Source organism: Aquirufa sp. (assembly GCF_044342065.1).
Lineage (GTDB): Bacteria > Bacteroidota > Bacteroidia > Cytophagales > Spirosomataceae > Aquirufa.
In genome coordinates, this window is record NZ_JBIIQN010000013.1 from 1 (window position 1) to 22,286 (window position 22,286).

General features: G+C 43.8%; 21 protein-coding genes. 10 read left to right on the forward strand and 11 right to left on the reverse strand.

Features of this window, described 5'->3' with window-relative positions:
- Window positions 1–76: 76 nt before the first annotated feature.
- Window positions 77–1,267, forward strand: a complete 1,191-nt coding sequence (locus ACIQZ2_RS06410; RefSeq protein WP_395768023.1) for an FAD-dependent oxidoreductase — start codon at window positions 77–79, stop codon at window positions 1,265–1,267.
- 33 nt (window positions 1,268–1,300) lie between these two features.
- On the opposite strand, the gene ACIQZ2_RS06415 is transcribed toward ACIQZ2_RS06410, so the two are convergent.
- Window positions 1,301–1,711, reverse strand: a complete 411-nt coding sequence (locus tag ACIQZ2_RS06415) for a DsrE family protein (RefSeq protein ID WP_395768024.1) — start codon at window positions 1,709–1,711, stop codon at window positions 1,301–1,303.
- A gap of 35 nt (window positions 1,712–1,746) precedes the next feature.
- Between ACIQZ2_RS06415 and ACIQZ2_RS06420 the strand changes: the two genes are divergently transcribed.
- From ACIQZ2_RS06420 to ACIQZ2_RS06435, 4 genes are all read left to right on the forward strand, one after another.
- Complete coding sequence (locus tag ACIQZ2_RS06420) at window positions 1,747–2,349, forward strand: class I SAM-dependent methyltransferase (RefSeq protein ID WP_395768025.1); 603 nt, start codon at window positions 1,747–1,749, stop codon at window positions 2,347–2,349.
- 76 nt (window positions 2,350–2,425) lie between these two features.
- Window positions 2,426–2,731 carry a rhodanese-like domain-containing protein gene (locus tag ACIQZ2_RS06425; protein ID WP_395768026.1) on the forward strand — a complete coding sequence of 102 codons (306 nt, stop codon included), beginning with the start codon at window positions 2,426–2,428 and terminating at the stop codon, window positions 2,729–2,731.
- A gap of 61 nt (window positions 2,732–2,792) precedes the next feature.
- Window positions 2,793–3,095 carry a thioredoxin gene (trxA, locus tag ACIQZ2_RS06430; RefSeq protein ID WP_395768027.1) on the forward strand — a complete coding sequence of 101 codons (303 nt, stop codon included), beginning with the start codon at window positions 2,793–2,795 and terminating at the stop codon, window positions 3,093–3,095.
- 44 nt (window positions 3,096–3,139) lie between these two features.
- The gene (locus ACIQZ2_RS06435) at window positions 3,140–3,856 is read left to right on the forward strand and encodes a thioredoxin domain-containing protein (RefSeq protein WP_395768028.1); all 717 of its coding nucleotides are present in this window, start codon (window positions 3,140–3,142) and stop codon (window positions 3,854–3,856) included.
- 212 nt (window positions 3,857–4,068) lie between these two features.
- On the opposite strand, the gene ACIQZ2_RS06440 is transcribed toward ACIQZ2_RS06435, so the two are convergent.
- The 5 genes from ACIQZ2_RS06440 to polA form a co-directional block, all read right to left on the reverse strand.
- A complete protein-coding gene (locus tag ACIQZ2_RS06440; RefSeq protein WP_395768029.1) occupies window positions 4,069–5,265 on the reverse strand; it encodes an MFS transporter in 1,197 nt (398 codons plus the stop codon).
- A 63-nt stretch (window positions 5,266–5,328) separates the two neighbouring features.
- Entirely contained in the window at window positions 5,329–5,898 is a 570-nt protein-coding gene (locus ACIQZ2_RS06445) for a Crp/Fnr family transcriptional regulator (protein WP_395768030.1), read from the reverse strand.
- Between the two features lie 8 nt (window positions 5,899–5,906).
- On the reverse strand, window positions 5,907–6,380 hold the full coding sequence (gene msrB / locus ACIQZ2_RS06450; protein WP_395768031.1) for a peptide-methionine (R)-S-oxide reductase MsrB: 474 nt from the start codon (window positions 6,378–6,380) through the stop codon (window positions 5,907–5,909).
- Window positions 6,381–6,422: 42 nt separating this feature from the next.
- Window positions 6,423–7,415: a glycosyltransferase gene (locus ACIQZ2_RS06455; protein WP_395768032.1), complete on the reverse strand. Its 993-nt coding sequence runs from the start codon at window positions 7,413–7,415 to the stop codon at window positions 6,423–6,425.
- Between the two features lie 10 nt (window positions 7,416–7,425).
- The gene (gene polA / locus ACIQZ2_RS06460; RefSeq protein WP_395768033.1) at window positions 7,426–10,251 is read right to left on the reverse strand and encodes a DNA polymerase I; all 2,826 of its coding nucleotides are present in this window, start codon (window positions 10,249–10,251) and stop codon (window positions 7,426–7,428) included.
- 65 nt (window positions 10,252–10,316) lie between these two features.
- On the opposite strand from polA, the gene pdxH reads away from it, so the two are divergent.
- From pdxH to ACIQZ2_RS06475, 3 genes are all read left to right on the forward strand, one after another.
- On the forward strand, window positions 10,317–10,949 hold the full coding sequence (pdxH, locus tag ACIQZ2_RS06465) for a pyridoxamine 5'-phosphate oxidase (RefSeq protein WP_395768034.1): 633 nt from the start codon (window positions 10,317–10,319) through the stop codon (window positions 10,947–10,949).
- Window positions 10,950–11,631: 682 nt separating this feature from the next.
- On the forward strand, window positions 11,632–11,832 hold the full coding sequence (locus ACIQZ2_RS06470; RefSeq protein ID WP_395768035.1) for a hypothetical protein: 201 nt from the start codon (window positions 11,632–11,634) through the stop codon (window positions 11,830–11,832).
- Window positions 11,819–12,115: a type II toxin-antitoxin system RelE/ParE family toxin gene (locus tag ACIQZ2_RS06475; RefSeq protein WP_395768036.1), complete on the forward strand. Its 297-nt coding sequence runs from the start codon at window positions 11,819–11,821 to the stop codon at window positions 12,113–12,115. The genes ACIQZ2_RS06470 and ACIQZ2_RS06475 overlap by 14 nt, the downstream gene beginning before the upstream one ends.
- A gap of 168 nt (window positions 12,116–12,283) precedes the next feature.
- On the opposite strand, the gene ACIQZ2_RS06480 is transcribed toward ACIQZ2_RS06475, so the two are convergent.
- Complete coding sequence (locus tag ACIQZ2_RS06480) at window positions 12,284–15,202, reverse strand: DNA polymerase III subunit alpha (protein ID WP_395768037.1); 2,919 nt, start codon at window positions 15,200–15,202, stop codon at window positions 12,284–12,286.
- 3 nt (window positions 15,203–15,205) lie between these two features.
- Window positions 15,206–16,393 carry a DNA polymerase IV gene (dinB, locus tag ACIQZ2_RS06485; protein WP_395768038.1) on the reverse strand — a complete coding sequence of 396 codons (1,188 nt, stop codon included), beginning with the start codon at window positions 16,391–16,393 and terminating at the stop codon, window positions 15,206–15,208.
- Between the two features lie 108 nt (window positions 16,394–16,501).
- On the opposite strand from dinB, the gene ACIQZ2_RS06490 reads away from it, so the two are divergent.
- On the forward strand, window positions 16,502–17,230 hold the full coding sequence (locus ACIQZ2_RS06490; protein ID WP_395768039.1) for an XRE family transcriptional regulator: 729 nt from the start codon (window positions 16,502–16,504) through the stop codon (window positions 17,228–17,230).
- Between the two features lie 148 nt (window positions 17,231–17,378).
- Window positions 17,379–19,475 carry a Tex family protein gene (locus tag ACIQZ2_RS06495; protein WP_395768040.1) on the forward strand — a complete coding sequence of 699 codons (2,097 nt, stop codon included), beginning with the start codon at window positions 17,379–17,381 and terminating at the stop codon, window positions 19,473–19,475.
- A 29-nt stretch (window positions 19,476–19,504) separates the two neighbouring features.
- Here the strand turns inward: ACIQZ2_RS06495 and ACIQZ2_RS06500 are convergent, their stop codons facing one another.
- The 3 genes from ACIQZ2_RS06500 to ACIQZ2_RS06510 are packed head-to-tail and all read right to left on the reverse strand — an operon-like array spanning window position 19,505 to window position 22,272.
- Window positions 19,505–19,813 (reverse strand): heavy-metal-associated domain-containing protein, encoded by a 309-nt coding sequence (locus ACIQZ2_RS06500; protein WP_395768041.1) that lies wholly within the window; start codon window positions 19,811–19,813, stop codon window positions 19,505–19,507.
- Between the two features lie 42 nt (window positions 19,814–19,855).
- Complete coding sequence (locus ACIQZ2_RS06505; RefSeq protein ID WP_395768042.1) at window positions 19,856–20,056, reverse strand: heavy metal-binding domain-containing protein; 201 nt, start codon at window positions 20,054–20,056, stop codon at window positions 19,856–19,858.
- Window positions 20,057–20,064: 8 nt separating this feature from the next.
- Window positions 20,065–22,272 (reverse strand): TonB-dependent receptor domain-containing protein, encoded by a 2,208-nt coding sequence (locus tag ACIQZ2_RS06510; RefSeq protein WP_395768043.1) that lies wholly within the window; start codon window positions 22,270–22,272, stop codon window positions 20,065–20,067.
- Window positions 22,273–22,286: the final 14 nt, after the last annotated feature.

Consider the following 22,286-nt stretch of genomic DNA (forward strand, 5'->3'; position numbering starts at 1 on the left):
CCCGAAAGTGATTATAATCACGTTTTACACTTTTGGTAATGACTAATATTGCCTACTAAAATTTAATTGGTTAACCATGAAAACACATCACGCCATTTTGATCGTAGGAGGAGGAAACGCAGGCATTTCTATCGCTTCACAGTTACTAAGAAAAGATGCCTCTTTGGACATCGCTATCGTAGATGGAGCTAAAAAACATTATTACCAACCTGCCTGGACACTTGTTGGTGGAGGTGAGTTTGATATACAAGATACCGAACGCGAGGAAGCTTCCGTGATTCCATCAGGTGCGACGTGGGTCCAACAAATGGTTTCCGGATTCAAGCCTGACGAAAATAAAATCACCTTAGCTGATGGCACAGACCTAAGCTATGATTACCTAATAGCTGCTCCGGGCATTCAATTAAACTGGACAGACATCAAAGGATTACCTGAGACGTTGGGTAAAAATGGGGTTTGCAGCAATTACAGCTTTAAAACAGCACCATATACCTGGGAATGCATCCAGCAAACAAAAAAAGGAAAAGCGATCTTCACCACTCCCCATACCCCAATAAAATGCGGGGGTGCCCCTCAGAAAATCATGTATTTGGCAGCCGACTATTTCCGTAAAAATAAGATTAAAACACATGTTGAATTTTGGAGCGGCGGTACTCGGGTATTTGGCGTTGAAAAATATGAACTCACCTTAAAAAAAGTCATCGAACGTTACGGAATTAACACCCAGTTTTTTGTAAAACTTGATGAGGTGGATGGGCCAAACAAAAAAGCAAAGTTTATGGGGATTGGAGAGGCCAACAAAGACAAAGAATATTGGGTGGAATTTGACATGCTCCATGTCACACCTCCTCAATCAGCTCCTGATTTTGTTAAAAATAGCCCCTTAGCTAATGCAGCAGGCTGGTTGGACGTTGACAAACATACTTTACAACATACTAAATACCCCAATATTTTCGGGGCTGGGGATGCAGCAAGTTTACCCGCCTCGCGAACCGGTGCTGCCATACGAAAACAAGCACCTGTTGTAGTGGATAACTTAATAGCTGCGATGCAAGGAAAACTCCTAACCACTAAATATCATGGTTATTCATCATGTCCGATCATTACCGGATATGACAAATTGGTGTTAGCTGAATTTGATTATGATAACCAACCAGTAGAAACATTTCCTTTTGATCAATCCAAAGAACGCTGGTCGATGTACCAAATGAAGAAATACATGTTGCCGTATTTGTATTGGAATCAAATATTAACGGGTAAGATGTAATAAAAAAGGCCACTAAACGTAGCGGCCTTTCGATTAATATTTGAGATAGGCCCAACCGGCTTCTTGCTTGAGGACGACCTCGGCAACACCTGAGGGTACGGTTCCTGCTTGAGGTAAAATCGTTGCACGATCAATTTTTCGTTCACGAATCGTATTTTCACAAGCTTTAAACAAGACACCTGAAGCTGCGAGTTCGGTAATTTTCGCTTTTTGAGTAGTTTTACCATCGACCAAAATTCCAATGGCAGAACCATGGGCAACTAATTCGATTTGAGTAGTTGGCCCTAAAGCCGTTTGAAGATTAGAGATATTTTTCAATGCGCCATGCCAAACAAGCGTATCACTCGTATTTAATTGAATGACAACTTTGTGAATAGGATTTTGGGCAAGTGTGGCCGAAATAGCTGAAATGGCAATAATTAAGGTTAATAGAATCTTTTTCATAAATATTTTTTTTACAATACTAAACATTTAGTCACATGAAAGCAATGTGGGATGAGCGATATCAACAAGAAGAATTCCAATATGGAATAAATCCAAATGATTTTTTTGCCCAAAAAATCAGAAATATGCCCCTTGGCCGAATATTAATCCCCGCCGCAGGCGAAGGGCGTGACGCAATTTATGCCGCAAAATTAGGTTGGGATGTCTATGCATTTGACCTCAGTGAACAAGGAGAAGCGAAGGCCATGAAATTAGCGCACCAACAACAGGTTCAAATCCATTATATGAGTGCAGATGCGTTAAAAATCCAATTTCCGATCGAATCATTCGATGTGATTATGTCGACCTATTTTCACACGGCACCAGAGGTTAGACCTGAAATTCATGCCAAATACATTAAATGGTTAAAGCCAGGGGGCACATTGTTGTTGGAGGGATTTAATAAACGCCAACTCTCCTTCACATCCGGAGGGCCTAAACATATCGAATGGCTATTTTCGTCAGAAATCCTTGCCACTGATTTTCAATCGCTAGAGATTCAACTAAATGAAGAAAAACAGCGGATATTGAACGAAGGGCCCTTACACCAAGGAATGGCAGAGGTCATTCAGTTCTGCGCGACAAAAACATTGACGTAAGAAACCATACTTCGAGACAATTATCACGATTCAGTCCTTTTCAGTCCCTTATCTTTGGAATATAAACAAGAATAACATGCTACAATTCATTAAAAACCTTTTGGGATTCGGACCCAAAGTAGATATCTCAGCCCTAATCGAACAAGGCGCAATCGTCGTGGACGTTCGTACACCGGCAGAATTTAAAGATGGTCATGTAAAAGGATCCATGAACCTACCACTTCAAACATTAGGTAGCCAAATGAACAAATTGAAGAAAGATCAAGTTATTATTACATGTTGTCGGTCTGGAAGCAGGAGTGGTATGGCGCGCCGACAATTACAAGCTGCCGGATTTACGCAAGTGTATAATGGTGGGCCGTGGAACGCCATTAAAAAATAAGACATTGGACGTTAGACAATAGACGTTGGACAATTAAAATCTAGATACTAGCGACTTATATATGAGCAAATTCGCAGAACTTTTAAAATCACCAGAACCGGTGTTGGTCGACTTCTCAGCCGAGTGGTGCGGACCTTGTAAGCAATTGAAACCTATTTTGGAACAACTAAAAACCAAAGTGGGTGATTCCGCCAAAATCATTAAAATCGATGTAGACAAAAATCGATCATTGGCAGAAAAATTCCAGATTCGGTCTGTGCCGACCTTGATATTATTTAAAGATGGAAAATCTGTTTGGCGACAATCAGGCGTTATTCAGGCGAGTACGTTGGAAGGAATAATTAAACAGCATTCCAGTCGCTAGTCCCAAACATTTACAAAAATCCTTACTCAACGCAATCTAACCAGATGAAAAAATTAATCCTTTCTCTATTAATCGCATCTTCGCTAATCGCTTGTTCTAAACAAGCAGGATTACAAGATGTGTCAGCAACAGAATTTCAAAGCCAATTAGTATCCTCAGATGATAAGCAAATAGTAGATGTTCGTACGGTCGACGAATACAATAACGGGCATATTGAGGGGGCTATTTTAGCCGATATCTCGAGCAATTTGTTCCAAGAGGTCGCTTCGAAACTGGATAAAGACAAACCTGTATTTGTGTATTGTTTATCTGGTGGCCGTTCAAGTGCTGCAGCGAATCAGTTGAAAGAAATGGGCTTCAAATCCATCACGAACCTCAGCGGAGGGATGTTGGCCTGGCAATCAGCCAACCTACCCGTATCAACAGACGGTACTAGTCCAAAAGCAGCTGAAGGCATGACCCTAGCTGATTTCAACAATCAAATCAAAGGTAAGAAACTCGTAATTGTGGATTACAATGCGGTTTGGTGCGGCCCATGCAAGCAATTAAGTCCCGTATTAGAAGCGTGGATTAAGGCTCAAAATGGCCAGGTAGAATTGATTAAGATTGATGTGGATGCCAACCAGGAATTGGCAAAAGCCAAGCAAATTGAATCCATCCCCTACTTGGAATTCTACAAAGACGGCAAGATGGTCGATAAGCAAATTGGCATGGGTGATGCAGCCAGCATGACCAAGCAGTGGACAAAAACGTTATTGTAATTGAAATGTAGAGACGCGATACCTCGCGTCTACTTTATTTGTAGAGACGCGATACCTCGCGTCTTTTTTTACATTATATTTTAGACGCGATACTTCGCGTCTTTTTTTACATAATATATTTTAGACGCGATACTTCGCGTCTTTTTTTACATAATATATTTTAGACGCGAGGTATCGCGTCTCTACAAGATATTGACCAAATAGCGTCTACACTAACACCGCATCCGCTTCCAAACAATCACCGCCGATAGGACCGTTAAGCCTGCAATACTCGCAATGGAAATTGAATACGAAAAATAAGCGCTTAAAACACCGGTGAGTAGCGCCCCAACGGCATAGCCCGAATCACGCCAAAGTCTAAATATCCCCAAGCTTTTCGCCCGATCCAATGGATGCGTATGCGTTGCAATTGCCGATAAGAACGTTGGGTAGACCATTGCCGTACCTAATCCTAATACAACAGACAAGCCAACGAATTGAAAAAAGCTAACAGCCCATATAAGCCCAACCAAGGCAAGCGCTTGAAGGAGAAGGCCGTAGGTCAACAAATCTCTTTGGCATATCAAATCAGCTAATTTACCTGTTCCCAGTTGGCCTAATCCCCAAACTGCCGGATAAATAGCTGTAATAACCCCAATTTCGGCTAAGCTAAATCCCTTCGATAGCAATAGCATCGGAAATAATCCCCATACCATCCCATCATTTAAATTATTCACCAATCCTGCTTGCGTAATTGATCCTAAATTTCGATTAGCCCAGGTCGTTTCCCAGAAAATAGATTTCAATTGTGGTACATGACTCTCCCCCACTGCCGTAGCCACATGACCTTGCGTATCGTGCACAAAAAAGATACTTAGTCCTAAACCCAGACCTACAAACGCAATACCGATATAAAAAGGGTATGGTCGAATGCCATAGTTTTGCGCAATCCAACCGGTTAAAAAAGCAACTAAGCCAACCGATATATAGCCCGCAAATTCATTGATTCCCATGGCCAAACCACGATTCTTATCCCCAACTAAATCAATTTTCATGGTGACTGTACTCGACCATGCAAAACCTTGGTTTAAGCCTAACAATACATTCGCAGCAATGATCCAATTCCAGCTAGGCGCCCACATCAATAAAAAGGGAATCGGAATAGCAAAGACCCATCCCAAAATCAATAGTTTCCGCCGACCTACCTGATTCGCAAAATGACCCGCATAATAATTTGAAACCGCTTTAACTAATCCAAAAACGACAATAAAGGAAAACACGGCTACGCTGGAAGCAATACCAAATTCCTGTAAAGCGAGTTGGGGTAAGATTGAGCGCTCAAGCCCAACCATACCGCCCACAAAGGCATTAACTAAAACCAATAAGCTGAATTGTTGCCAATTTTGACGTAACCCTAATTGAGTTTTCATGAATACTTCGGATTTCCTGCAAATTGACAAATTGCAGCTCAGAAGTATTTAACAAATGTTAAATTAGGTTCTCTTCGCGCGAATGCGACTTAAACTAACTTGGGTGATTCCCAAATAAGATGCAATAAATTTCAAAGGAGCCCGACGCAACACCTCCGGTTGGTCTTTCTGCAATAATTGATACCGCTCTTCTGCCGTATGAAACTGTAAGTTTTCGATACGCTGAATAGTCTGAACATAGGCTAATTCAAATTGGCGTACAAATAAGCGCTCAATATCGCGATGCGAATCATACAAAGCGAATAAGTCTTTGGTTGAAATTGACCATACTTCCGCATCTTCCAACACCTGGATTGCTTTTTTACTAGGCAATCCAGCAAACAAACTTTCTGCGCGCGCAATTAAGCAAAAAGGGCCATAAAAGCCCTCTGTAATGTCATTTCCTTCATGAAAATAATATATACGTGCCATGCCCGACTTTAAAAAGTAAAGCGTCTTACATGTCTGGCCAATTTGTTGGAGATCTTGATTTTTACAAACCTGCTGGGTACGAATAATCGAACTTAACGCGGATACAGCTTCTGTCGACAAGCTTGAAATATGTACTAAATGTTCGACTAATTCTTTGGCCATGAAATGAGTTATTGTTTCTCGAATCCCAAAGAAACGGAATTCACACAGTAACGCAAACCTGTTTCCGTAGGACCATCATCAAATACGTGCCCTAGGTGACCACCACATTTGGCACATGTAATCTCAATTCTACGCATGCCCAAGGTTAAATCGGCTGTTTCTTTAATAACACCAGCCTTGATTTCTTTGTCAAACGAAGGCCAGCCACAATGCGAGTCGAACTTGGAATCTGATTTAAATAAGCGCGTGCCACATCCACGACAGGTATAATATCCCTGCTCGTTGTGCATGAGAAATTTGCCCGTATATGGGCGTTCAGTGCCCTTTTGGCGTAAAATATAAAATTCTTCTTCACTCAATTTAGCCTTCCATTCTGATTCGGAAGTGGGTAATTGATCCATGGGTTTGGTTGATTTAGGTGTCTGGCTACAAGCTTGAAATGCAAGTGCCATAACAAACAAGAAATAAGAAAATGATTTCATAACATTTCGTTTAGAAATAAACGAAAATTAAACGGAATTGTTTTACTCAATCAAATCACCCAAAAACATTAAATAAGGAGTCTCCGCGGGAGCATCAATATCTTTGTAGCGGTGATAATTACCTAAAATCAAATTTTGAATTGTTTTCTTCAGTCGCTTCCAACGAGCTTTGGGCAAATTGGCCCGGCGATCCCAATAATCAATTCGGGTATCCAAAGGTTCAAAGCGTTGATTCGGAAATTTTTCAGAAACCGCGTGACGAAGTTCAATTAAAAACTCCAGTTTTTTCCGGTATGGCCCAACCTTATCCTCATGAGGACGTTGCATACGCTCCCAAAGTGTAGGTGGTGTACCTTGATTTCCTTTAACTCCTACTTGCTGCTCTGAATGTAAACGGTACTGCACATAAGTTGCTGGAATAAAATCAATCTTATTTTCTAAAGCGGCAGCTAAACCCATCCAAGCATCATGTAAGAAATAGCTCGGCAAATTCGTTGGAAACGGAGTGATACGATCCAAAAAACGCTTACGAACACCCATCGTACAACCCGTTACTCGATTTCCATTCAATAGAATATCCACCGATTTACCTAATTTCCAATCGCGTTGTTGCTCTTCACGAAAACGGAAAGTTGACCATAAACGCTTATCAGATATCTGTCCAAATTCATCCACCAACACAGCGTCCGTAAATACGACTTCGGTATCCTCATGGTGATTAAAATACGTAGCGATACGCTCAATTTTTTGTGGATCCCAAAAATCATCCTGATCGGCCGGGAAAATATAATCACCCGTACAAAGCTTCAATGCTTTTTGGAAATTCTGATAAGTACCTAAGCGTGTCGGATTCTGATGAATTTGCAAAGGTAAACGATCCTTAAATTGATCAAGAATCAACATGGTTCTATCTGATGAACCCTCGTCGCACACAATAACCTCGTCAGGCGGTAAGGTTTGGTCAACCAAACTACTCAACTGAGTCCGGAGAAATTTCTCTCCATTCAGGGTACAAAGTGCAACCGATATCTTCAAAACGTAATCATTAATGGGCTTCCAACCAATTCATTCCAACCCCAATACCCGTCTCAATTTTAACACCTAAATCCAAGGCCTTACACATGATTTCATCAATGTGCGCACGAAGGTAATCAATTTCTGAAATATGCGCATCAAAAACCAATTCATCATGTACAGTCAAAATCATCCGCGATTTTAAATTTTCTTGCTCTATAAATGCTTGAATCTGAATCATGGCTACTTTGATCATATCGGCGGCAGAACCTTGAATCGGTGCATTTATGGCATTTCGCTCCGCAAAACTCCGTTCATTCATATTCGCCGATAAAATATCACGCAAATACCGGCGTCGACCCAATACCGTTTCCACATAGCCTAATTCACGTGCATGGGTGATTGTGGTATCCATAAAGGCCTTGACTCCAGGAAACTCTACGAAATATTGATCTATTATTTCCTTTGCTTCGGTACGCGATATTCCCAATGAACCCGCTAAACCAAAAGCCGATTGACCATAAATAATTCCAAAATTGACCGCTTTGGCTCGTCGGCGCAGTTCTGAAGTAACCTCATCCAAATTGACCTTGAAAACCTTTGCAGCAGTAGCTTTATGTACATCAATTCCTTGATTAAAGGCGTTCAACATCGCTTCATCTTTTGCAAAAGCCGCCATAATACGTAATTCAATTTGGGAGTAATCAGCAGACAAAATCTGGAAGTTCTCATCCCTTGGAATAAATGCCTTACGAATTTCTCTACCACGAGGAGTACGAATCGGAATGTTTTGCAAGTTCGGGTCCTTTGAAGACAAACGCCCCGTCGCTGTAACTGCTTGCATAAAAGATGTATGAATCCGACCAGTCTTAGGCGAAATCAAAAGTGGAAGTGCATCTACATACGTCGACTTCAATTTCTGTAATTCTCTAAAATCAAGAATCAACCGCGCAATCTCATGCTCAGCCTCCAATTTGGAAAGAACCTCCTCCCCTGTCATATATTGACCCGTTTTTGTCTTCTTCGCTTTCGGATCTAATTTGAGTTTTTCAAATAATATCTCCCCTAATTGCTTTGGAGATGCCACATTGAATTCCTGTCCAGCTGCCTCAAAGATTTTTTGTTGGACCTCTCGCGAATCTACTTCCAGCGTCTTTGACATTTCCTGCAAAAAGGCTACATCCAAATTAACCCCCTCGCATTCAATCTTGGACAAAACACGTGCAAGCGGAAGTTCCACCTCATTCAATAATTCAATGGCCTTCGGGTTTTTAGCCAATTGCTCATCTAAAAAAGGTTTTAATTGTAAAGTGACATCAGCATCTTCTGCCGCATACTCTTTAATATCTTCCAAGGCTACATCACGCATATTGCCTTGCTTAATTCCCTTTTTCCCGATTAAGGTTTCAATAGATAAAGGTTCATAGCTCAAATAAGCCATAGACAAAGCGTCCATGTTATGGCGCTTTTCGGGTTCGATAAGGTAATGGGCCAACATCGTATCATAGGTAGAACCCTTGATTTCTAGGCCATAATTAGCCAATACACTCATATCGTATTTGATATTTTGTGCGACTTTTTGAATGGCTTCATTCGCAAACAAATCCTTGAATAAATCCACTTGGGCTTGTGCCTCCGCTTGACTTTCTGGGAATGGAACGTAAAATGCTTCTCCCTTTCGGTAAGCGAAAGACATCCCCACCAGTTCCGCTTCAACGGCCGTTAAACTAGTTGTCTCGGTATCAAAACAAAAAGTAGTTTGTCGGCCTAAAAATCCAATCAAAGATTTAATCGCGGCTTCCCCCTGAACTAAATGATATTGATGCGCCGTATTGGCCAAATTATTAAAATGAGAAACTTTTTCGTCTTCCTCTTCCGCCATCATGAAATCAGCAGGAGCAGCGGAAGGAGCACCAAACATATCCATTTGATTGGATGCTACTTTAGGACTTGCTTTGGGTTTTACAGCTACCGGCTCTGAATCTTCCCCTAATATGCGCCGACGTAGGGTCCTGAATTCCAATTCATCTAATAAGGGTTCTAATAATTCCCGATTAGGCTCGGTTTTAACCAATTTTTCTTCTTCGTATTCAATGGGCACTTCACATAATATGGTTGCCAAATGACGTGAAAGCATGCCTTGTTCTTGGAAATTCTCCAAGTTTTCACGCAATTTCCCTTTCAACTTATCCGTATTCTTAAAGAGGTTCTCCATGGAACCATATTCTTCGATCAACTTCTGTGCAGTCTTTTCACCCACACCCGGTACACCCGGAATATTATCAACGGCATCCCCCATCAAACCGAGCATATCAATTACTTGGTCCACATTTTGAATGTTCCATTTGGCACAAACTTCTTTGGGTCCCAAAACTTCAACGCCCTTACCCATGAAGGCAGGTTTATACATTTTGATTCGTTCTTCGACTAGTTGGCCGTAATCCTTATCCGGAGTCATCATGTACACCTCAATGTCCGGATTGGCACGTACCGCTTTTTTGGCAATCGTCCCGATGATGTCATCGGCCTCATAGCCATCTAAAATTAAAATAGGGATGTCCATAGCCTCGACCAATTTCTTCACATAAGGAATGGCGATGGTAATATCTTCGGGTTGCTTTTCGCGCTGTGCTTTGTATGGCGTATATTCGACATGACGAAAGGTAGGGGCCGACGTATCAAAGGCAACGCCTAAGTAATCAGGCTTTTCCTTCTGAATAACTTCCAAAATGGTATTGGTAAAACCAAAAACGGCACTTGTATTTAAGCCTTTTGATGAAATCCGGGGAGTTTTGGCGAACGCAAAATGGGCACGATAAATCAGCGCCATGGCATCAAAAAGGAATAATTTTTTCATAGAAATTAACTAAATTTGAACGAGCAGAAAGCCCGCTCAAAGATAAGAAATAAAAATTCTGAATTATGAATTTAGCTGCCCTTCGTGAGAATTATCAAAAAGGTGAACTTTTGGAAACTACCGTACATGCGAACCCGATTGAACAATTTAAAATTTGGTTTCAGGAGGCTAGTCATGCGAAGGTTATCGAGCCTAATGCGATGTTCTTAAGTACAGTAGGACATAATAATAAACCTGCAGGGCGCATTGTCTTATTAAAACATGTGAACGAGGCTTTTTCTTTTTTCACCAATTACCATTCCCGCAAAGGTACCGAATTAGCGAACCATGCTTATGCATCCTTGACTTTCTTTTGGGGTGAATTAGAGCGACAAGTGCGCATCGAGGGCCATGTTCATAAGATGTCGGAAGTCCTTTCTACCGAATATTTTCACCAACGCCCGCGTGAATCCCAATTAGGCGCTTGGGTTTCAGACCAAAGTGCCCGCGTGGAATCCCGCGAATATTTGGAGGAGCGCTATGCGGAACTAGCAAAAATGTATGAAGGCAAAGAAATCCCCAAACCGGCTCACTGGGGAGGATATGAATTGATTCCTGACTATTTCGAATTTTGGCAAGGTCGCCCCTCCCGACTTCATGACCGTATTGTGTATGAGAAAGAAGGACAGGAATGGGATCGGTATCGGATAGCACCGTAAATTTAGACGTTAGACGCTGGACGTTAGACGCTGGACGTTAGCCTCTTTGGCAAACCTTTCAGGATTGCCAAAGTTTGAGATGCATGCAATGCGGCGATTATCTTTAGACCTTAGACATTAGACGCTGGACCTTAGCCTCTTTGGCAAACCTTTCAGGATTGCCAAAGTTTGAGACGCATGCAATGCGGCGATTATCTTTAGACCTTAGACATTAGACGCTGGACGTTAGCCTCTTTGGCAAACCTTTCAGGATTGCCAAAGTTTGAGAAGCATGCAATGCGGCGATTATCTTTAGACCTTAGACATTAGACGCTGGACCTTAGCCTCTTTGGCAAACCTTTCAGGATTGCCAAAGTTTGAGACGCATGCAATGCGGCGATTATTATTAGACGCTGGACCTTAGCCTCTTTGGCAAACCTTTCAGGATTGCCAAAGTTTGAGACGCATGCAATGCGGCGATTATTATTAGACGCTGGACTTTAGACTTTAGACTTTAGACTTTAGACTTTAGACATTAGAAGTAAGAGGTCATTAAACTCACCTCCGGACTTCGGACTATTTCCCTTCGTACTTCTTTACTAACGACTAGTTACTAGCGACTTTTTTTTATCAGTTTATTAGTCATTTTTTGAATTAGACTTTTTAGTTTTTGCCCTTATGTTTGTTTTCAAATAACCAACTAATGCAAAAGCCTCACATTTATTCCTTTGACGATTTAGATTTAGAATTATCGATTTTAGAAGAATCCGAAAACCCTTCTATTCCGCATTGGCATAAATTAATCGTTGCTGAACGCCTCCGCATCAGAAATCAATCAAACAGCTTGGATATCCCCTGGGAAGATGTCATCCTAAGACTTAAAAATCAACATGACATGCTATAAAATTCATTCCGCTCCATTGGTTTATGCCGAATTGAACGGAAGCGTCTTGTGGTACAACAGACAAGCTGCGCAGCTTGGTGGACATTTCTTAAAACAGATTTCTAATTCTATCGGACTCATAAGTCAATTTCCACATGTAACCTACATTCGGTATTCACCCCAAATTCGTTGCTGCATTATTTCCCATTTCCCCTACATGATACATTACCAAGTTGATGAAGGCAAGCAAGCTATTTATATTATTGCGATCCTTCATATGAGGAGAAAAGGTAGTGAGAGGTGAGAGGTGAAAATTAAGGATTTAGACTTTAGACGTTAGACGCTGGACGTTGGAATTAAGAAGTAAGAGATCTTTAAATTTCCCTCCAGACTCCGGACTATTTCCCTCCAGACTTCTTGACTGACGACTAGCGACTAGCGACTGACACTTCTCTACTCTCTACTCTCTTATTTAGTCCTCCCTCCTCGGATCGACCCGCCAGCCCAACTTCCTTAATTGCTGCACCCGCAACGTGCGGTGCCCAAATTCCTCCATCACCACACCCTGCATCCAATACACCCCATTTCCTCGAAACGAGTACTTTTTCAGATCCGCCGGAAAATGCACCGTATCAAAAAACTCACCCCGCACATCTACAAAATACCCAAAATACATGCGGTCGCCCGACTTCGTGCGCGTTGGCTTTAAAGTCACCAAATAGCCTAAAATATCTCCCCGATCATACGCAAAATCTGCATTCAACAACGTTTGCGGCAGATCTGACACCAAATCAAACGGCGAACAAAGTGGAAAACCTAAAATCTCCCATTGATCAAACGCATCCTCCGCCGGATCATGTAATAATTCTGGCAATACACCCAAATCCGATACCTCATCCCCAAACATTTCCATCGCCACCACGGGTGCCACCTTCCCTTGAAAACGTGCATGCGCCTCCCACAACAAAGGCTTCTTCTCCACACCCAAATGCCGAAATGCCCCCACCCGAATCAATAATATCGCCTGCTCCAACCCCAAAGACACCCGATGAACAAAATCCTCCCAGGACCGAAACGGACCGCCCTGCCTCCGCGCCTCCAACAAATCCTGAATCACCCGCTTCTCCAATCCTTTGACATGCACCCAGCCTAACCAAATCACCGACCCTTGAATCGAAGTCAAATAATGACTCGCATTAATTTCAGGCGCCTCCACTTGTGCACCACATCGCCGCGCCTCATGCACATAAAACTCCGTCCGGTAAAATCCCCCAAAATTATTAATCACCGCCACCATAAACTCCAGCGGATAATACGTCTTCAAATACAAACTTTGGTAACTCTCCACCGCAAAGGACGCCGAATGTGCCTTCGAAAATGAATAACCCGAAAAACTCTCCATCTGCCTCCATACCTCCCGCGACACCGCCTCCGCATAACCCTTCGCCGTACAATTCGTAAAAAATGCCTCCCGAATTCGCTCAAATTCAGCACGCGAACGATGCTTGCCCGACATCCCCCGCCGCAACACATCCGCCTCCGCCAAACTCAAACCCGCAAAATAATGTGCCACCTTAATCACATCCTCCTGATACACCATCACCCCATACGTCTCCTTCATCAGCTCCCCCATCAAGGGATGCACCGGCTCATAGGAATCCGGCGCATGATACCGCTCAATATACGCCTTCATCATCCCCGAAGAAGCCACACCCGGTCGGATAATCGACGAGGCCGCTACCAAGGTTATGTAATCCTGGCAGTCCAACTTCTTCAATAATTGCCGCATGGCGGGCGATTCAATGTAAAAACAACCCATCGTCTCGTGGCGCATCAACTGCCCACGAATCTCCTCATCCTGCATAAAATCCTGCACTCGATGCACATCCACATCCACCCCCCGATTGGCGCGAATAATATCCACCGACTCCTTAATATGCCCCAAACCACGCTGCGACAAAATATCAAACTTCGCAAACCCGATCTCCTCCGCCACATACATATCAAACTGACAGATGGGAAAACCCTTTGGCATAGGTTCTAACGCCGTATACGCAAACAGCGGCTCCTCAGAAATCAAAATACCCCCCGCATGAATGCTGAGGTAATTCGGGTAGTCCAACAGTAAATTCCCGTACTTCACAATCAAACTTTGAATCTCCGAACTCACTTCCCGCATCGCCGTGGCCGGGTCCAACCACGCATCGATCTCCGCCTTAGGCAAACCAAAAACCTTCGCCAATTCCCGGTAAATCGACTTATCCCGAAACGTCACATAAGTCGCTAGCAAACAAACATGCTTCGCGCCATAGCGCTTAAAGATATAATCGATGATGTCATTGCGCTCATCCCATGAAAAATCAATATCAAAATCCGGCGGACTCGTTCGATGCGGATTAATGAAACGCTCAAAATACAAATCCAACGCCACCGGATCCACATCCGTAATCCCCAAACAATAGGCCACAATCGAATTCGCCCCCGAACCACGTCCTACATGAAAATAACCCCTAGAACGTGCATAGCGAATAATATCCCACGTAATCAGAAAATACGCATCAAAATGCAACTCATGAATCACCTTCAACTCCTTCTCCACCCGCGCCTTCGCCTCGCGATCCGAACGCGGATAGCGGTAGCGTAAACCCTCATAGGCCAACTTCGTCAATAGCGCCAAATCATCCTCCCGACTCGAGCCAAAAAGCTTACGGTTCTTTGGCATTTTAAAATCAAAGCTAAACGTACAGTCGGCCAGTAACTGCTCAGCAGCATCTAACAAACCCGGATAATCCCGACACACCTCCCTCAGTTCCTCCGGCGTGTACATACGCTCATCCTCCTGCGCTTGCGCCTTCGGGGAAAGCTTACTCAACAAGACATTTTGATCAATCGCCCGCAATAACCGGTGCATCGAAAAACCCTGCTTATTTAAAAAGGTGACCGGTTGGCACCACACCATCCCACTCAAATCCTGCACATTCCACAAAGCCTTCAAATCCGTCCCGCGAACACCCCAGCGTTCATTGGGGCCTAGCGTGCGTAATGACCTGCGCCGACTGTACGGAAAAATCGTCCAGACATCCTCCCATTCCGGTGGGCGCTCCGGCCAATCGCCGCCGGCCAATAAAATCTGGGATGCAAAGGCATTAATCTGGACCAAACCTGCGGGATTGCGGGCGAGGCAGACATAGCCTTTGGTAAATTCCATTCCCACCACTGGCTTAATCCCAGCTGCCGTACAGGCCTGCACAAAATCAAAAATGCCCGACGTCCGGTGAATATCCGTTAAGGCCAACACCTGAATTCCACGCGCAACGGCCGCTTCCACCAGCTGCTCGGGCGAAAGCGTTCCATAACGGAGGCTATAAAAGGAGTGACAATTCAGGTACATGGGCTATTCCGACTTAGGTCCTAACGCATTTCGACGCTCTCCGCGCTCCATCAAACCACTCGCTCGCAAAACCGAGAAATCCCCATAGCGATTTCGGAGATTATCCATCGCTCCATACAAAGGCACCAGCCGCGCCCCGTCATCAAACAAACTCAACTGCTCCTGCCCTTGCAATAATTTGGAAAAGCGCACCCCAATCAGCCGAATCAACAATCGGCGATCATACAATTTCTCAAACAACTCATGCACCGCTGGAATCAAACGATGATCACTCGCAGACGCAGGAATGCTGATTTGTCGGGTATGCGTATCAAAATTCGAATAGCGCAATTTGACCGTAATGCAGGAGGTGCATTGGCCGAGTTTGCGTAGGTCATAGGCCAACTGCTCAGTCAATGAACCTAAGATTCGGTGCAACAACTTCACATCAGTCGTGTCTTGCTCAAAGGTGATTTCCTTCGAGAGCGACTTTTGTTCGGAGTAAGGGACGACGGGACGTAAATCGATGCCATTGGCTCGCTCCCATAACATAACACCGGATTTACCAAAAGTCCGTTCCAAGACTTTAAGTGGCATTTGGCTGAGCGTACCTACATGCACAATGCCCATGTTGCGGAGAGTTTGGGCCGTTACGGCTCCGATCATCGGTATCTTCCCAACCGTCATCGGTGCTAAGAAAGCCTTCTCTTCTCCCGGCAAAACCTGAAACTGCCCGGCAGGTTTGACGTGATTCGTGGCCACTTTGGAAACTGTTTTATTGACCGATAGGCCAAAGGAAATCTGTAAACCTGTTTCCGTGTGAATACGTTTACGCAAATCCGTCGCAAATTGGTACGAACCAAAAAACCGCTCCATACCCGTCATATCTAAATAAAACTCATCGATCGACGCCTTCTCGACCACGGGCGCACGGTCCATAATCATCCGCGTCACCCAATCCGAATGCTGAGCATAAGCTTCGAAATCTCCCCGCAAGACAATGGCATCCGGACATAACTTCAAGGCCATGCGCATCGGCATCGCCGAACGTACCCCAAACGCACGCGTCTCATAACTGCAAGCTGCGACGACGCCACGGTCCGACAAGCCTCCCACGATCACGGGTTTCCCCACGAGACGGGGATCTCGGAGTCGCTCGACGGAGACAAAGAACGAATCTAAGTCCATGTGCACAATGGCGCGATCTTGCATAAAATTGGTAGCTATTTGGGTAATTCGAATACCTTTCGTAACTTCGGTGAGTATACGATTAAATATTGGATACGAATTTTATTCATTTTACTTAAATAAGCAAATTGCATGAGCACTTTTTTTAGTCAGAATTTACGTTTTTTACGCAGCAAGATGTCAGAGAAAACATCGCAAGAAAAACTGGCTGAATTAATCAAAATCAAAAAGCCCACCTTGGGCTCTTACGAATCCGGCAGAGCAGAACCTAAATATGCCGATCTCATCGAAATAGCTGAGTTTTTCAAGATAGAGGTGGATGAATTACTCAAGGAAGATCTTTCCAAAAGACTTCCCGGGATGGCCAATAAGCCTAAGCTACGTATTTTAGCCACCACGGTAGATTCTAATAATGAGGAGAATATCGAGATGGTTCCAGTGAAAGCTTTGGCAGGATATACCGCTTCCTACGACGACGTAGAATTCATTCAAGAATTACCCACATTCCAAGTACCCTTCTTACCACGCGACAAAAAATACCGCGTATTTCCGATTAAAGGCGAATCGATGTTGCCATTACAACCCGGCTCCCTTGTCTTCGCTGAATACGTGGAAGATTGGACCGCCATTAAAGACGGAACCATCTGCATCGTGGTGACGCGTGAGGACGGCGTAGTATTAAAACAAGTCATTAATCACTTGGCCGACCGCAAAGTATTAATCCTCAATTCGACCAACAAAACCTATGACCCTTACCCGATTCTCGGCTCTGAAATCCAAGAAATCTGGAAGTTCGCCGGGTATTTTCATAGTGATTTTCCAAGCAAGTCCGAAGGGAATGAATCCGAAGTCCGAAGGTAATAAAAGTCCGAAGAAAATAAGTCCGAAGGAAATGAGTCCGAAGGCCAAAGGCAATAAAAGTCCGAAGGCTTAGACAAAACGATTTCAAATCTAAAATACCCCTCCGGACTTCGGACTCCGGACTTCTTAGCTCTAACGTCTAATAATTATGTATTCCAAAATAGCCTCCAGCTTAGGTATTAATGAAAACCAAGTTCGCAAAACCATCGAACTGCTCGATGAAGGCGCCACAATTCCCTTCATTTCCCGTTATCGAAAAGAAGCGACAGGAAGCTTAGATGAAGTACAAGTAGCCCAAATTCGTGACATGCGTGATCAATTGGTGGAATTAGAAAAACGCAGAGAAGCCATCCTAAAATCACTCAAAGAACTTGATAAACTCAGCCCTGAACTCGAAAAAGCCGTACGCGGAGCTGAAACCCTTGCCAAACTCGAGGACATCTACCTTCCCTACAAACCCAAACGCAAAACTCGCGCCATGGCCGCAAGGGAAAAAGGATTGCAGGCTTTGGCAGATAAACTATTCGAACAGCGCATGCTCGACCCAGAAGTCTTAGCAGCTGAATTCTTAGAAGACACCGAAGAAGCCCTAGCTGGAGCACGCGATATTTTGGCTGAAGAAATGATGGAAACGGCCGAAGTACGCGAAGAAGCACGCTACCTATTTGCCCGAAAAACCAACGTCAAATCTACCGTAGCCAAAGGCAAACAAGAAGTGGGCATTAAATACAAAGACTATTTCGACTGGTCCGAATCCCTAGCTCAAGCACCTTCCCACCGCGTTTTAGCCCTATTTAGAGGCGAAAACGAAGGGGTTTTGAACTTAAACTTGACAGGCCCCGACCAAGAGGTACTCGATAAATTAGACCGTCGGTTCATCAAAGGAAATAATGCTTGCGCCCGACAAGTAACGCTCGCCATTCAAGATGGCTACAAACGGCTGCTCATGCCCGCGATGGAAAACGAGATGCGCGCGGAAGTGAAGAAACGTGCCGACGAGGAAGCGATTCGTGTCTTTGCAGAAAACATACGTCAATTATTATTGGCAGCTCCACTCGGCCAAAAACGCGTACTTGCACTTGACCCAGGATTCCGTACCGGATGTAAATTAGTCTGCCTAGACGAACAAGGTACCTTACTCGATAATACAGCCGTCTTCCCGCATACAGGACCAGGCCAAGCTCAAGAAGCAGCCCATACCATCAGCGCTTGGGTAAAGAAACATAAAGTTCAAGCCATTGCGATAGGAAACGGAACAGCGGGACGCGAAACAGAAGCCTTTGTACGCAACCTAAAACTCGAAGGAATCACCATCATCATGGTCAATGAAAGCGGCGCTTCCATCTATTCTGCCTCCGAAGCCGCGCGGGATGAATTCCCAGATAAAGATATTACCGTGCGTGGAGCGGTGTCCATCGGGCGTAGATTAATGGACCCTTTGGCTGAGTTGGTTAAGATTGACCCGAAATCGATTGGCGTGGGACAATACCAACATGATGTTGACCAAAAGAAATTACAAGCCTCGCTAGACTATACTGTAATTTCTTGCGTAAACTCCGTGGGCGTTGAACTAAACACGGCCTCCAAACAGATACTTTCCTATGTCTCTGGACTAGGTCCGCAACTGGCTCAAAACATCATCGACTACCGAACTAAAAATGGCCCCTTCATTAAGCGGTCCGATTTGAAAAAAGTAGCCCGACTAGGCGAGAAAGCATACGAACAAGCCGCGGCATTTTTGCGCATTCGCAACGCCAAAAATCCGTTGGACGCCAGTGCCGTTCATCCAGAACGCTACGAAATCGTAGAAAAAATGGCCAAAGATCTCAACTGTAAAGTAGCTGATTTATTAGCGAATGATTCCTTACGTAAGCAAATTCAGTTACAGAAATACGTCACTACGGAAGTGGGGATGCCTACTTTAACCGATATCCTAGCTGAACTAGCTAAGCCAGGTCGTGACCCGCGTGAACAATTCGAGGCATTTGAATTTACCGAAGGCGTGAATGAGATTAAGGATTTACGGGTAGGAATGAAACTCCCAGGAATCGTAACGAACATTACCAATTTTGGTGCTTTTGTGGACATTGGCGTACATCAAGACGGATTAGTCCACGTAAGCCAGTTGGCAGATAAATTTGTCAAAGACCCCAACGAAATCGTCAAAGTAGCTCAAAAAGTCATGGTTACCGTGACCGAGGTGGACGAAGCCCGTAAACGCATTGCACTAAGCATGAAGAAATAAAAAAGGCCATCCGCGGATGGCCTTTCATTTTACTTTTTACAGCAATTCGGGAGTTTCTCGTAACTCTTTTTAACTGCTTTAACATCGTCGGCATCGTAGCCTGTTTCTGCAATCACTTGTTTGATTTTCGCTACATCAATTTTGTCTGGATTGTAGACTACGGTGATGTTGGACTGATCCTCGAGATTCAAATCAGATTTTTCAACCCCTTTAGTCAACGCTAAATTCTTTTCGATGCGCTCCTTGCACATCTCACAAATAGCCGATGTTTTAATCTTTACGGTTTGTGTTGGTCCTGCTAAAAATCCGAAGAGCAGCACTAATAATATTGTTTTCATTCTATTTTATTTAACCCCAGGCTTCAGCCTGGGAAGCCTAAACTATTTTTTGACAACTTTTAAATCCATGGTACACGCAGGGCACTTCCCTTTTTTCGCATAAGTTTTAGTCCCTTCGCACTTCATAGGACACTGATACACTTCTTTTTTCTGTTCTGTTTTCGTTTTTTTCGACTCTTGTGTTTGTGCAAATGTTCCAAACATTGCAAAAACCATTCCGGAAACCAAAATGAATTTTTTCATATTATTTTTTAGTTGATTTTATAACGTAATCCTGTGTAAACCATGCGCCCAGCTATGGGCCCCCAAACCATGGTCGCGTCAAATCCCCTTGCAAAAGGGTCAGCTGCCCCCATGATAGGATTTGCTTGCGTAAAATTAAATAGATTTTCTACACCTACATACATTTCCCAATGTTTAAATTGACGTGTTACTTGTCCATAAACCATCGAAAAGGCTGGCGCGTTCACCTCTGGCGCATCACCCGCATGCACATAGGCATTTGGAATTCTTCGCGGTCCACTCCACTGCCAAGTCAAATCAAACTTCCAAATATCATATTTAGTCGCATAAGCTAAGTTGACAAGCACACGATCCCGATTCAAAAATGGTTTAGACAAACGCCTTAGACCTCCACTTTCTGACAAATAATCGGATGCCACATCTTGGAAGCGATAGGCAGCTTTCCATTCCAAGCGCGGCAATGGGCTATAATTAAATTCAATTTGGGCACTTTTTGAATAGGACGCCCCTGGATTCGAGTACATGCGAATGGCGTGGGCAATTTCCATGTCTACGATCCACTGATGCGTAAAATCAGTTTGGAAATAATCGAAAACGAGATTCGCTTTGCGGTTGGCCAACTGGAATTCGTGCGACAATGAGAATCCATAATTCCATGCCTCTTCTAATGGATTAAGATCCCCGACTAATTTGATCGACCTCGCATTCGCCAAGAATCCCATGTTTTCCGCTAATGGATTTACTCGGCGCCAGCCTTTGCCCACAGAGGCACGAGCTAACCATGTTGGCGTAATATCCCATTTGGCGTGCACACGTGGTACCCATTTTGTTCCCAATTGATTGTGAAAATCAACGCGATTTCCTAGTACCAAAGTAAATCGATTCGGAATTGTCCAGATATATTCACCGAAAAATCCCGGAACGAGTTCCGTTCGTGCATAGGTAGAATCAAGGTAACGTTCTTGGTAAGCATCATACAAAAAGCTAGAACCTGCCTTCCAAGTATGATTCGTATTGTCAATGATGGATTGATAAATTAAATTACCAAATACACTTTGCTCACGACCCAAATATTGCTTAAACGCAAAATAGGAATCGTTTCGATGGTCGGCAGCCGACAAAATAAGCCCCAAACCTTTCCAAGGTTTGGTTTGAAATAAGCGAGCTATTTTGGCAAAGCTCTCAAATCGCGTGGTTGCACTTCCAAAACCATACACAAAGTACCGATTAGACGTTTTTTCCTCGAAATTCATCTGTCCTGCCACACGTTGTTCGTGCAAATAGCCGCCCCCCCATTGCACCATCCACTTGTCACTTGCATATTTCCAACGATTCATCACATTGACCAAATTAAACAAAGGCAAATCCATAAATCCATCTTTATTCCCATCTAGTCGGGATACTTGTTGGGAATAATGCGTCAACAATGCCGTGGAAAGTTTCCCATTAAATTTATGCGCAGCTTGTTGGTTCACCTCAAAACGTCCTTGCGAATTCCCATAAGCATTCAAAAAATAAACTTCTGAAGTATCAGGCTTTGCTAATTCCATGTTTATCGCTCCGGTCATCGATTCATAGCCATTCACCACGGAACTTTGGCCTTTAGCCAAATCAATGGATCGAATCCAAGTGCCTGGAATGTAATTCAAACCAAAAGTTGACTTTAAACCACGAATCGACGGCACATTTTCTACCTGGGTTTGTACGTAGGTGCCCGAAAGGCCCAATAATGATATCTGCTTAGCGCCAGTAACCGCGTCCGTAAAATTCACAGATACACTCGCATTAGTTTCAAAACTTTCTGACAAGTTACAGCAAGCGGCTTTAGCCAAGGTTTTCATCGTTAGAATCTCTCTACTCTGAATCGATTGCATATCGTGCCCACCGGGACTAGCTACCACTTTAACCTCACTTAACTCGGCGCCGTTCGCACGTAAATGGACATGAAAAAATTGCGGTTTGGTAACCCAAACCGAATCAGGAGCGAAGCCAACCGAACGGATGCGCAACCAACCAGGAAACTGGCGTACTTTGATGGAAAACATGCCATTGGCACCTACGATACCACCCTGACTATCAGGAACATAAAATACCGTTGAACCTGGCAAATCTTCCATCTTACCAGCATCATCCAAACTCATTACCCGGCCGGTAATTTCTTGAGCCCATACCTGCGAGCAAAACAGCAAAAAAATAAATAGATATCGAATAAACATGATTTAGCGAAAAT